Genomic DNA, 12,372 nt, shown 5'->3' on the forward strand with positions numbered 1-12,372 from the left:
ACCCGTAGGCTCACGCATATATATCGGTGTGATACGGGGTGCTACTTCTTGTATTTTTCGTACTTAACGGTTTTGAGCATCTCGCGGAGGTCGGCACCTGGGCGGAACTGAATTTTGTTGCCCTTGATGAGCGAAGCGGTGAACTTCTCGGCGGTGGGAGCGCCCTCGCTGGTAAGGGTAATTTGGAAGTTACCAAAGTCGCCCAACTTCACGATTTTGCCTTCCGATAGGTGCCTAATGAGCACTTTGGTAAGGTCGTTAAGCACAGCCAACACATCGGTATCCGATACGGTGGTGCTACCCTGTGCAATTTCTTTGGCAAGTGCCTTCAAAGAGACTTCGCCATCGGCTTTGGCACTGGCATAAAACTTGGGAGCTGCTGTTTTATCTAACAGATTCTTACGCTCTACTACATTAAATTTTACTGGCATAAAATATAAAATTAAATGGTTAATTATTTGTTTCCCTTTTGAGTATACTTTTCTTTAATATAATCAGCTACTTTATCTATTTCAGGGAATAAAGTGCTTTGGTTTATTCCTAATTTATCTAATTCTTTTAAGATTAATTCTTTTTTTGAGCTTTCTATTATTAATCTCTCTTTGATCTCTACCTGCTTATCAGACTTAGAAGAAGTATCTGTTCCTAAGTCTTCAAATTCGTTTTCCTCAATCTCTATTTTCCCTCTAATTACCCATTCAGAAGGAATTTTTGCCATTTTTTTTGTGTTTTCATTACAATAAGGAACTTCTTGTTTTTCTATTCCAAATATTAGAAAAGCTCCTTGTTGTCTTACAATACGAGGATTGTCCAGTTTAGGTTTAATTGCAAAAACATTACTTACATCTCTTGGGTCTATTACAGAGATAAAATAAGGTTTGTCTTCTTTTACAAAATTTAGTAATTTTTCAAAATAACGCATATTAATCCAAGAAATCTCTTTATTAATAAAAGAAAGTATTTTATCTTCAAGTTTAGTAATAAATCTCATATTTTTTTGATAAACGGAAAATGATTTTATGTCCTCTTTTTCACTTGAAGAACTCTCTTTCTCTTTAAGAGAATCTTTAATCTCTTTAATAAAATTTGTTATTTTATCATTTATTTCAGTGGAGATTAAAAAATCTATTTCTTTTATTTGACTAACAAACTTATCTATTTTTTCTTCAATAGAGTTTACTCGATTTCCTTCCTCTAAACCAAGTAACTTTTTCAAACTTTTACTATCAAGTAAATCAACCTTTCTTTTTAAAATATTTAAATCATTTTTATATTGCTCGTATTTTTCTAAGTCTCCATTTGTATAAAAAATATTATCACACTTTGCAAGATTAGCTAAAATAGCAATTCTATCACTATCGAAAAAGCGAACGCTTTCATTAGGAATATCAAATACTATAACCTCTCCATCTTTATCTTCATCTCCAACACAAGCAAAATAAAGAGCTACTAAAGGATTGGTTGTTAAATCTAATATTCGTGTAGGAACACCATAATGTTGCATTAGTACTAATGATTCTATGGTATTTTTCCCATTAAAATCATAAGGTACTTTAGCTATAGTCTCTCTATAGATTTTGTCTTCATTTTCTATATAAAGAAGTTTGTTTGTTTTTTTATCTTTTCGATAGATAGAGGGCTCTAAATCATAAGTTTTGTCAGAATGTCCTCTATAAAAGATATTCCTTACAACTTTTTCTTCCTTATTAAAATTAAATATGAAATAGAGGAATCCTCTTACTGTTGAAATTTTGTGTTCTTTTCCTTTATAAGCTTTTATATTCTTTTCTTCTTTCATAGTAGTTTACACTAATAATTTCCAACTTTACCAAAGCAACCGCCCGACCGTGCTACGGTCAATCATTCAGCTTCAACACCGCCATAAACGCACTTTGTGGTATCTCTACGTTACCTACTTGGCGCATACGTTTTTTACCGGCTTTCTGTTTTTCCAATAGCTTACGCTTACGCGAGATATCCCCCCCGTAACATTTAGCAGTAACGTCTTTGCGCAAGGCTTTAATAGTCTCACGAGAGATGATTTTAGCCCCAATAGCCGCCTGTATCGGAATGTCGAACTGCTGTCGTGGTATGAGTTCGCGGAGCTTCTCACACATCTTCTTACCTATATTATAAGCATTATCGGCGTGGATAAGGGCAGAGAGCGCATCTACCGATTGTGAGTTGATAAGGATATCCACTTTCACAAGGTTAGAAGCACGCATCCCAATAGGCGAATAGTCAAACGAAGCATAGCCCTTGCTCACTGTTTTAAGTCGGTCGTAGAAGTCGAATACAATTTCGGCAAGTGGCATATCAAAGTTCAGCTCTACACGCTCAGGGGTGAGGTAGTGCTGGTTAGTTATCTGCCCGCGTTTCTCAATACAGAGCGACATTACCTGACCAATAAAATCCGATTTGGTGATGATGCTCGCCTTGATATACGGCTCTTCCACACGGTCTAATTTCGACGGGTCGGGTAGGTCGGAAGGGTTATTTACGATAATTGCTTTTTCAGGTTCTTTTTTGGTATAGGCGTGGTAACTTACGTTGGGCACGGTGGTAATCACGGTCATACCAAACTCGCGTTCCAAGCGTTCTTGTACAATTTCTAAGTGCAGCATCCCTAAGAATCCACAGCGGAAGCCAAAGCCCAAAGCGGCAGAACTTTCGGGGGTAAACACCAGCGAGGCATCGTTCAGTTGGAGTTTTTCCATTGAGGCGCGTAGCTCTTCGTAATCTTCGGTGTCTACCGGATAAATTCCTGCAAATACCATTGGTTTTACATTCTCAAAACCATCAATAGCTTCTTTACAACCGTCTACTGCCGAGGTAATCGTATCACCCACCTTCACCTCACGCGCATCCTTAATACCGGTGATAAGGTAACCCACATCGCCGGTGCCAATCACTTGTTTAGGCACTTGGTTGAGTTTGAGGGTTCCCACCTCGTCGGCATCATAGATTTTGCCGTTGGACATAAACTTGATTTTCTGCCCTTTGCGTATTTCACCGTTCATCACCCGGAAGTAAGTCTCCACCCCGCGGAAGGAGTTGTATACCGAGTCGAATATCAACGCTTGTAGTGGTGCTTTAGGGTCGCCAGTAGGGGCAGGAATACGCTCGATAATAGCCTCCAAAATCGCCTCAACTCCCAAACCTGTCTTTCCACTCGCTGGGATAATCTCATTGGGTGAGCAGCCTAATAGGTCTACTATATCGTCTTTCACCTCTTCGGGGTTAGCACTCGGCAGGTCTATTTTGTTGAGTACGGGAATGATTTCAAGGTCGTTTTCGAGAGCCAAGTAGAGGTTAGAAATCGTCTGTGCTTGTATGCTTTGGGCAGCATCTACGATGAGGAGCGCCCCCTCGCAAGCAGCGATGGAACGCGATACCTCATAAGAGAAATCTACGTGACCGGGGGTATCGATAAGATTGAGGATATACGTTTCGCCTTTGTACACATATTCCATTTGTATCGCGTGGCTCTTGATAGTGATACCGCGCTCGCGCTCCAAGTCCATATTGTCGAGCAATTGGTCTTGTTTTTCGCGTTCGGTTACGGTTTGGGTAAAGTCGAGCAAACGGTCGGCTAAGGTACTCTTCCCGTGGTCGATATGTGCAATAATGCAGAAATTACGGATATTTTTCATTCGTTAGGGTATATATCGGTGTAAAAACACGTTTAAGGGGCAAAGATACATTATTTTTTTGGATTATGCATATTAGATAATGCCCATTTTTTCCATAAGAAAAGTAGCATTTTTATTCTGGCAAATACCTTCCTTCAGGGTATAATCAAAATGTAATTCTCCTGCTATAATCTGGGATTCAAAACACTTGTTTTGCAGTATATCAGGGTACTTATTGCTAAGAGAACATACCTCTAAGTCATGGGTAGCAATGACACCTATTGCTTTAAGAGCTACCATTTTCTCTATAATCCTAAAGGTTCCCAACTGTTTATCTTCGGAATTAGTACCTCTGAGTAGTTCATCTAAGAGGACAAAACAAGGCGCTTCTTCGAGTTGTTCTATGATGGATCGCAGGCGATTGATTTCAGCAAAAAAGTATGATTTTCCGTCATTTAAGGAATCAGAAAGGCGCATGGATACCAATAATTTCATAGGGTATACAGTAGCTTTCTTAGCGCATACAGGGAGCCCCATCATTGCCAGTAACATATTCACTCCAAGGGCTCTGAGGAAGGTACTTTTCCCGGACATATTGGAACCAGTGAGAATAACAAAACGATGTGAAGTGAAGGAAATGGTATTGCTTACACGCTCTTTGGCAGGTATCAAAGGATGTCCAAGGGATTCAAAAGAGAGTATTTGCTTATCATTGAGTGAGGGAAAAGCAAAGGAGGGATTATTATAGCTGAAGTTGGCAAAGCTATTAAGTACCTCTACCTCAGCAATCACAGAAAACCATGAGGCAATATGTTCAGCATATATTCTTTTCCAAGCAAGGAGCTTTCTGTAGGTGTGCAAATGATAGAAAGTAAAGCAATTCAAGGGGATAGAGACCAATATATTCCCCACATTGTCCAGATCATCCAAAAGGCGAGAAAGTTGGGAAATACTTTGGCTGGCACTTTGCGAGCGAGTAAGTAATTGTGCTCGTAAGCGCTGAAATTGTACAGACCTTAAATGAGTTGCTTTCTCTATCTGAGTGATACTTCTTTTGAAAGCATATAGCAGATGATAGGTGTTTTCAAATCCAAGTTTGCTTTTTTGCATTTTCCCGATGAAGGAAAAAAATATGAATAGGTTTGTTACTGCTAATATTTTAAATATAGTTTTAAAAAACTCATATTCAAACATATATCCTACAATAAGGCTAATGATGAGCAGTAGAGGAGCCCCCCATACGAAGATTTGCAAGAGATGGGAAAAAGGTTTTTCTTTCTTCATAGCCCATTGCTTTATTTGCTGGTAGAAATCCTTAGTATCCTCTATTAGAGTGGTGGTTGCCATAAACTCCTGTCGCCATCTAAGATGTTCTTCTTGAGAGAGTTCTTCAGTTGCGGCTTGCAAGGGAGCGATCTCTGATACTTCAGGATGCAAGAAGTGTTCAGCTAAGGCTTTACGTCCTAAAGAAGTATGAGTTCGATTGATATATTGATACAAAGAATGTGTTCCAAAAATGTCCAAATCATAAGAATAAGGATGTGAATCATCCTGAAATTCCTTTCCATTTGCTGAGAAAAACTGATTTTTCTGTAAAAAATTTATCTCATTTTGGTTAATAGTTATTTTTTGTTGAGCAATTTTACGCAGAAGGTTTGTATTTTTATGGATAGTTACTAAATAGAGAAATAATATGATTAAAAGTAAGGTTATTGTACCGAAAACCCATGAATTTTCTTTGAATATAAAATAAATGGCAGCTAAAGTACTCAGTGCTATTATCAACCGTATTGTTCCTATAATATGGGCTTTCTTAGCGAGTTGTTGCTCTGAGAGAGTGGCTTGTTCTAAAAGCTGTTGGTAAGTAGTAATCATTTTTAATAAATTGAATATCAATTGGTTATTTTATAAAAAGAAAAGCTATCCTTATGAGGGGATAGCTTTTTATTTTTGCAAAGGGAGTACTAAGCAGTTTTCCTTCCTGCACAGCAAGAGCCTTTTTTATCATCCTTTTTGCATTCTGTTTTCTTGTTCTTGTCATAACAAGTATTTTCAGATTTCTTATCTTTGCAGCAGGCTTCTTTTCCTTTACTGTCTTTGTGGCAAGCAACCCCATCCTTTTTGTTTTTGTTACAACAAGCTTGGGTAGTAGCCTTTTCAGGTTGTACTTGTGTGGTACGGTCTTGTGCATTCATAGCTATAGGAGCCATAGCCATAACTAATAGTAAAAACATCTGTTTCATACGTAATTGCATTAATTTGTTATTGGGTGCAAAGATATAAAAAATAACGATATAAAAGTATTTTTTTATTATTTTAACATTTTTATATAGATAAGGTTATATTATATGTAAAAAATAAGTGTCTTTTGAATTAGGTATATATAATTCAAAAAAATAATGTAATTTTGCCTCGTGATTTATCTAAAGTAAAGAATATGAAAAAAATAGTATTTGCAGGGTTATTATTAGTACTTTCAGCTTGTAAGACAAATCCTTTTACAGGAAAGCAAACTTTGAATTTTATGCCTAACAGTTCAATTTTTCCTACTTCATTTAGTCAATATAATCAGTTTCTTTCTTCTAATAAGGTGATTAAAGGAACTCCAGAGGCTCAAATGATAAAACGAGTGGGGGAGCGTATTGCAAAGGCATCCCAGTTATGGTTGGATAGGAATGGTTATAAGAATTATTTAAAGGATTATCGTTGGGAATATAACTTAGTAGATAGTAAGGAACTCAATGCTTGGTGTATGCCAGGTGGAAAAATAGTTTTCTATACAGGGATCCTTCCTATAGCTAAGAATGAACGTGGTGTTGCGGTGATTATGGGGCATGAAGTAGCGCATGCTTTAGCTGACCATGGAGCACAACGTATGAGTGCATCTACACTCCAACAAATAGGAGCACTTGCAGGAAATGTCCTATTGAGTAATAGTAAGTATCTCAATGAGTTCAATACTGCTTATGGTATAGGCACGCAGGTGGGTGTAATGCTCCCCTTTAGTAGGAGTCAGGAAAGTGAAGCTGATGCTATAGGCTTACAAATTATGGCTTTAGCAGGTTATGACCCTGATGAAGGTTACAGGTTATGGGAACGTATGAGTGCAGCCTCTGGGGGAGGAAACTCTAATTCCTTGCTCAGTACCCACCCTTCCAATGCTTCTCGAATTGCACATTTGAAAGAGCTTGCCCCTAAGGTGAAAGCAGAAGCTAAAAAGTATGGAATTACCCGATTTGAATAGAGGATAAAGAAGAGTCTCTGGTTGATGCCAAAGACTCTTTCTTTTTTTATTCTTTAAGCAATTGGCTTTGAATACCTCTTCTTGCGAGCTCTTTCTGTAGCTCCTTTATTTTCTTAGTAATTGCTTCTTCTGTATCGGACAAAACAAAAAGGGTGGAGAGAAATCGGTATTCTGAGGAGGTTTTTCCATTTCGGCTAATGATTTTCATCTTCCCTATTAGCCCATTTTGTCCTCTTTCTCCTATAGAGAACAGTACATTGTGAATATCATAAATGGGATAACGTTTCCCAATGAAGTTGTTGATACGTAAGGTGTTTTCCTCCAGAATAAAAGGATCTGTATTGAAATTAAATTTCTTTAGTAAAAAATAAGTACTCAGCCCAATGACTACAACGATAAGGAGTATCCATAATAGGTCTGAAGAGAACTTGTCAGCAAGTTGGGTTTTTGCCTTAAAAAGTACTTGGTAGTTGGCAGGGACAAATATTCCCTCATTAATCATTTTTTCCACTTTAGAAGAGTAAAAAAAGCCTTCTTTTTCTGTACGGGCGTTAAAAGTCTCTTTATTAGTTATTCTATAAACGCCTTCTTTTATTCCTTGTCTGATGCCATTATAATCCAAAAAATACCATTCGTTTCCTTTCTGCCATATAGGCAAATTGCCTGCTTCCTCCCACTTATGCCAGGTGCCTTTTGCTTGTGTCTGCAACATACAGACTTTGGTAGTGTAGGATTTGAGTCCTGGATTTCTTCTACGTCCCCATTTTTCATCCGATAAAAAGAAGAGTAAGTCCTCTCCATTGGAAAAGTAACCTTCCTCAATTTCTTTGTAATTTTTGAAGACATTTTCTGAGGAAGCCTTTCTGGCTTTCTTATTTTCATTATCATAGAAATACACACCATTCTTATTGGTGAAAAATACGTGTTCACTATAAGTATCACTCAAAGTTAGTAGGTGGTAAGGAGAGGTATCAGGATTGAGATCTTTCCCATCTATGAATATCTTTCCTCCATTGAGAGAGTAGAGAATCTCAAAACTTCCCCATGAGGAGAAGCTACCTGTAACAAGGTCATTCCTATAAGGAATATCGAGTAATTTGGTTTTGTAGAATACTTGTTTCCCGTTCGAAAAGTAATGAGAATCACTGGTGGATGTAATAGAATGTTTGAGTTTATCTTGATAATCTTTTAGAGATACGATAGGGAAAAGAGAATCCTTAGCGCCCTCTATCCTCTCACCTTGGTAATAGAAAGAGGAACCATCGGTAGATATGAAAGGAGAATTCTTTATGGAAAAGAACTTACGTCCATCATCTGCCATTAACTTTATTGGATGATAGTAATAGGTTGGTTTTTTGTTTAAATGAAGTATATATAAGATCTGCCCTATGATACTTGAAATGGCGAAGGATTCTTTACTTTCTGTATTCCAAGCACAATAATAAGTCATTTTTCCATCTGTGAAAAGATCATTTCCAAGAGAGGTAATAGGTGTTCTTAGGTGAGGAATTATTTCGTCTCCACAGAAAACATGTGATTTGTCCCAGCCTATCTGTCTGGCATTATTATTCTGAGAGAACACTTCAAAAGTAAGGGGATCCGCCTCTGGAATCTCAACATGACCACTTCCTGGTATGGCGACATATATTTTCCCTTTATAATTATAAAAATTGGAGACTCCAATGCGATGGTTATCTATATTTCTTTCTAAAGAATAATCCTTATCAGAAATGCTACTGAATAAAAGTAATAAAGAAAGGACAATGATCCCTACTAAGGAAATCATCACTATGCGAGAGAGGAGTATCATGTTCGGTCTTACATCCTTTACCATATTTGAAATATTTTTTGCAAAGATACTATTTTTCTCCTTGTTTTACTATCTTTGTGCCTTATTTTTTCAAGTATGACAAATATTCAATTTATTAAGAGTCAAACACAACTTACTGAGAAGTCCATTGGAAACACTTTGGCATTACTCTCTGAGGGTTGTACAATTCCTTTTATAGCACGTTATCGTAAGGATAGAACAGGAAACTTAGATGAAGTAGCTATTGAGAATATAGCTAAGGCACAAGCCGAGTATGAGAATATAGGTAAGCGTAAGGAGACTATCCTGACAAGTATTGAGGAGCAAGGAAAACTCTCTAAGGAACTTCGCAAGCGTATAGAAGATTCCTTTGTGTTGAGTGAATTGGAGGATCTGTACTTGCCTTATAAGAAAAAACGTAAAACAAAGGCTGATGTAGCCAAGGAGAATGGATTGGAACCTTTAGCTAAACAGCTGATGAGTCAGCGAGTAGTTGATTTAGAACAACTGGCTTCTCATTATCTCTCAGATAAGATAACTACTGAAGAAGAGGCACTACAAGGAGCCTCAGATATTATAGCCGAATGGATTAATGAAAACATGTATGTACGAGGTACCCTACGCAGAATTTTTCATAGGAAAGCCCTTATCTGTACAGAGGTAGCCAAGGGGAAAAAGGATGAAGAAGAGGCACAAAAGTATGCGCAATATTTTGATTGGAGTGAGGTGCTTAGCAAAGCTCCTTCTCATAGAATATTGGCTATGCTCCGTGCTGAAAAAGAAGGATTTATTAAAATGAAAGTGCAGGTGAATCAAGAGGATACACTGCCTTTTATAGAAAAGACTATTATCAAGAGTGATGGAGAAATAGCTGATTTTCTTAAGAGAACTATTAAAGATAGCTATAAGCGACTTTTAGAACCTTCTATCTCCAACGAAACTCTACAGGAAGCCAAAGACAAAGCAGATGCTAAGGCAATTACTGTATTTGCAGAGAATCTCTCTCAACTTCTCTTGGCTTCTCCTTTGGGAGAAAAGCGCATTCTTGCCATTGATCCAGGATTTCGTACAGGATGTAAGGTAGTATGCTTGGATGAGAAAGGTGATTTGCTCCATAATGAGACTATTTACCCTCATGCCCCTCAGTATGAAGTAACCTTAGCAATGAAGAAAATACGTGCTATGGTAGAACAATATGCTATAGAAGCCATTAGTATAGGTAATGGGACTGCTTCAAGAGAAACAGAGGATTTTATTAAAAAGATTGTTTTTCCACATCCAGTGCAAGTTTTTGTGGTAAGTGAGGCAGGAGCTTCAGTGTATTCAGCCTCTAAGATTGCTCGAGAGGAGTTCCCTTCCTATGATGTGACCGTACGTGGGGCTGTTTCTATTGGTCGTCGTTTGTCCGATCCTCTTGCTGAATTGGTAAAGATAGAGCCTAAAAGCATAGGGGTAGGGCAATACCAACATGATGTGAACCCCTCTTTACTCAAAGAAGAGCTGGATGCTACAGTGATTCGTTGTGTGAATAAGGTAGGAGTGAATCTCAATACCGCTAGTAAGTCTCTTCTTAGTTATGTATCAGGCATAGGGGAGAAAATGGCAGAGAATATTGTGGAGTATCGTTTAGCCTATGGAGCTTTTACCAAGCGTGAAGACCTAAAAAAGGTACCTCGCTTAGGGGATAAGGTATACCAACAATCGGTAGCCTTTTTACGAGTACAGCATAGTGATAACCCTTTGGATAATTCTGCCGTACATCCTGAAGCTTATCCTATTATTAAGCAAATGGCAAAAGATCTGGGAATCTCTCTTAAGGAACTTATTGGAAATAAGAAGGCTATTTCCAGCATAGATATTAGTAAATATGAAAGGGAAGAAGTAGGAAAATTGTACCTTAAGGATGTATTAAAGGAATTAGAAAAACCAGGTCTTGACCCCAGACAAACTGCTAAGGTGTTTGAATTTGACTCTCATGTCAAGAATTTTGACGATGTACAAGTAGGCATGGTACTCAATGGGATTGTTAATAATATCACTGCTTTTGGATGCTTTGTGGATATAGGAATTAAAGAAAGTGGTTTGGTACATATTTCACAGCTTAAGGATGGTTATGTATCCAATGTGAATGAAGTGGTAAAACTCCATGAACAGGTGAGGGTAAAAGTAGTAGAAGTGGATACAGTTCGCAGACGTATATCCCTGAGTATGGTACTATAATTTGAATTATAGAATGAATGCTTATTGATAAAATGGGAAAGCTGCTATATTATGGAAGTAAGTTGCTTTGAAAAATGAAATAATGGCTGTTCCCTATTGGGGAAATATAATAATTTTTGTATATTTGTCCCCGAAAAGTGAGAAATCTGTCACTAGATAAAATGATTATTAAAAATACTGTATCATGAATCAGAAACAAACTCCTGAAATTCCTCAAAATTGGGATTTCTTTATGTGTAGAATAGAGAATAAGCCTGCTTCTATACGTACTAATCTAGGCTTGTATAATGTAGCACCTCTTGAGGGGTACACTCATCGCCTGCAATTCTATATAGAGATGAAGCATCCTACTTCTGAGGGGCTTTCCTCCAACGAAGAATATCCTATTCTCTGCGATATTGAGGATGCTATCTGTGAGAGTGCAGAGGGAGAAGGGGCCATAATGGTATCAGCTATAAAGAATGATGGCTTTTTGGAATTATGGTTCTATAGTCATGAAACAGAGATATTAGCAAAGGTATGCCAGGAGGCTTTATCTTCCTTTGAAGGTTATCACTGTGGATATAATCAAGCAGAAGATCCTCAGTGGGATGCTTATTTTGACTTTCTATATCCTGACCCCTATTCCTACCAAGCTATACAAAATAGAAAAGTTATCATGCAGTTAGAGCAAAATGGAGATAAGCTTGAAGTGCCTCGTGAGATAGATCATTTTATCTATTTCAAGACAGCAGAGCAGCAGCAGGGATTTGCCAAAGAAGCCCAAGAAAAAGGTTTTACAGTGCTTCTTAATGATGAGGAAGATGCAAGAACAAGAGCAGCAGAGGGACAAGCTTATCCATATACAGTGCAAGCCACTGGTAAGGATAGCCCAGAGAATATTAATAATATTGTATGGGATATTATGGACCTGGCAGAACCTTTTGAAGGAGATTATGACGGTTGGGGATGTCCCAATGTATTGGAATAATTCTCCTTGATAAAAACATGCATGAGAACGTCTGTAAGTAGATTTTATTTGAGGAGTATCCTAAAAATACTTCTTTTGATGGGAGTATTATTGTTATTGCATAGCTATATCGTTGAGATATATTATGGTAAATTGTTGTTTTTTCATCTGGAGTTATTCTATATTTTTCATACTCTATGTGCCATAGTTGTGTGTGGCTTATTACTTATTCCCTTAAGAGGGAAGGCTTATATAGGTTATCGCTTTGTGACCCTGACGCTCCTGCAGATGATAGCTTGTTTAGCTTTTCTACTTCCTATGTTGCTCTCTCAGCCCAAGGTAGGGGAGTGGGATATACTTTCTTTTATGTTTGTTTTTTTTGTAGCTCTTATTTGGGAAGTCTATTTTGCACTTTCTTTGTTAAAAGAATAAAAGTAAAAAAATTTTCTATAATAAAAAAAGTTTTTGTACCTTTGCAGGCAAATAAAAAATTCGTAAATTTGCGCTTTGTTAAGCA

General features: G+C 37.5%; 10 protein-coding genes. 4 read left to right on the top strand and 6 right to left on the bottom strand.

The features are described 5' to 3' along the window. Window positions 1-41: 41 nt before the first annotated feature. The 5 genes from VJJ03_RS04995 to VJJ03_RS05015 form a co-directional block, all read right to left on the bottom strand. Window positions 42-431 carry an HU family DNA-binding protein gene (locus VJJ03_RS04995; RefSeq protein WP_009419543.1) on the bottom strand — a complete coding sequence of 130 codons (390 nt, stop codon included), beginning with the start codon at window positions 429-431 and terminating at the stop codon, window positions 42-44. Window positions 432-454: 23 nt separating this feature from the next. Continuing rightward, on the bottom strand, window positions 455-1,798 hold the full coding sequence (locus VJJ03_RS05000; RefSeq protein ID WP_009745701.1) for an FRG domain-containing protein: 1,344 nt from the start codon (window positions 1,796-1,798) through the stop codon (window positions 455-457). Between the two features lie 58 nt (window positions 1,799-1,856). Continuing rightward, window positions 1,857-3,653: a translation elongation factor 4 gene (lepA, locus tag VJJ03_RS05005; protein ID WP_323974212.1), complete on the bottom strand. Its 1,797-nt coding sequence runs from the start codon at window positions 3,651-3,653 to the stop codon at window positions 1,857-1,859. 72 nt (window positions 3,654-3,725) lie between these two features. Further along, window positions 3,726-5,507 carry a MutS-related protein gene (locus VJJ03_RS05010; RefSeq protein WP_323974214.1) on the bottom strand — a complete coding sequence of 594 codons (1,782 nt, stop codon included), beginning with the start codon at window positions 5,505-5,507 and terminating at the stop codon, window positions 3,726-3,728. Window positions 5,508-5,596: 89 nt separating this feature from the next. After that, the gene (locus tag VJJ03_RS05015; protein WP_117601762.1) at window positions 5,597-5,875 is read right to left on the bottom strand and encodes a chaperonin; all 279 of its coding nucleotides are present in this window, start codon (window positions 5,873-5,875) and stop codon (window positions 5,597-5,599) included. Between the two features lie 194 nt (window positions 5,876-6,069). On the opposite strand from VJJ03_RS05015, the gene VJJ03_RS05020 reads away from it, so the two are divergent. Next, a complete protein-coding gene (locus VJJ03_RS05020; RefSeq protein ID WP_040358049.1) occupies window positions 6,070-6,876 on the top strand; it encodes a M48 family metallopeptidase in 807 nt (268 codons plus the stop codon). Window positions 6,877-6,922: 46 nt separating this feature from the next. Here the strand turns inward: VJJ03_RS05020 and VJJ03_RS05025 are convergent, their stop codons facing one another. Continuing rightward, on the bottom strand, window positions 6,923-8,710 hold the full coding sequence (locus VJJ03_RS05025) for a DKNYY domain-containing protein (protein WP_323974215.1): 1,788 nt from the start codon (window positions 8,708-8,710) through the stop codon (window positions 6,923-6,925). 72 nt (window positions 8,711-8,782) lie between these two features. Here VJJ03_RS05025 and VJJ03_RS05030 point away from each other — a divergent pair, with 72 nt between their 5' ends. The 3 genes from VJJ03_RS05030 to VJJ03_RS05040 all read left to right on the top strand — a co-directional run bounded on the left by VJJ03_RS05030 (window position 8,783) and on the right by VJJ03_RS05040 (window position 12,287). Further along, window positions 8,783-10,906, top strand: a complete 2,124-nt coding sequence (locus VJJ03_RS05030) for a Tex family protein (RefSeq protein WP_323974217.1) — start codon at window positions 8,783-8,785, stop codon at window positions 10,904-10,906. A gap of 184 nt (window positions 10,907-11,090) precedes the next feature. After that, window positions 11,091-11,876, top strand: a complete 786-nt coding sequence (locus VJJ03_RS05035; RefSeq protein WP_009745709.1) for a DUF695 domain-containing protein — start codon at window positions 11,091-11,093, stop codon at window positions 11,874-11,876. A 78-nt stretch (window positions 11,877-11,954) separates the two neighbouring features. Then, entirely contained in the window at window positions 11,955-12,287 is a 333-nt protein-coding gene (locus VJJ03_RS05040) for a hypothetical protein (protein ID WP_009745710.1), read from the top strand. Window positions 12,288-12,372 lie beyond the last annotated feature (85 nt).

Origin of the sequence: Capnocytophaga sp. G2, from assembly GCF_035282625.1 — a bacterium.
In the GTDB taxonomy this organism is placed as follows: domain Bacteria; phylum Bacteroidota; class Bacteroidia; order Flavobacteriales; family Flavobacteriaceae; genus Capnocytophaga.

Excerpts from the sequence above, each read along its gene's own strand:
- VJJ03_RS05030 (WP_323974217.1), top strand. The coding sequence starts at position 8,783 with ATGACAAATATTCAATTTATTAAGAGTCAAACACAACTTACTGAGAAG.
- VJJ03_RS05015 (WP_117601762.1), bottom strand. The coding sequence starts at position 5,875 with ATGAAACAGATGTTTTTACTATTAGTTATGGCTATGGCTCCTATAGCT.
- VJJ03_RS05035 (WP_009745709.1), top strand. The coding sequence starts at position 11,091 with ATGAATCAGAAACAAACTCCTGAAATTCCTCAAAATTGGGATTTCTTT.
- VJJ03_RS05000 (WP_009745701.1), bottom strand. The coding sequence starts at position 1,798 with ATGAAAGAAGAAAAGAATATAAAAGCTTATAAAGGAAAAGAACACAAA.
- VJJ03_RS05020 (WP_040358049.1), top strand. The coding sequence starts at position 6,070 with ATGAAAAAAATAGTATTTGCAGGGTTATTATTAGTACTTTCAGCTTGT.
- VJJ03_RS05010 (WP_323974214.1), bottom strand. The coding sequence starts at position 5,507 with ATGATTACTACTTACCAACAGCTTTTAGAACAAGCCACTCTCTCAGAG.
- lepA (WP_323974212.1), bottom strand. The coding sequence starts at position 3,653 with ATGAAAAATATCCGTAATTTCTGCATTATTGCACATATCGACCACGGG.
- VJJ03_RS05025 (WP_323974215.1), bottom strand. The coding sequence starts at position 8,710 with ATGGTAAAGGATGTAAGACCGAACATGATACTCCTCTCTCGCATAGTG.
- VJJ03_RS04995 (WP_009419543.1), bottom strand. The coding sequence starts at position 431 with ATGCCAGTAAAATTTAATGTAGTAGAGCGTAAGAATCTGTTAGATAAA.
- VJJ03_RS05040 (WP_009745710.1), top strand. The coding sequence starts at position 11,955 with ATGGGAGTATTATTGTTATTGCATAGCTATATCGTTGAGATATATTAT.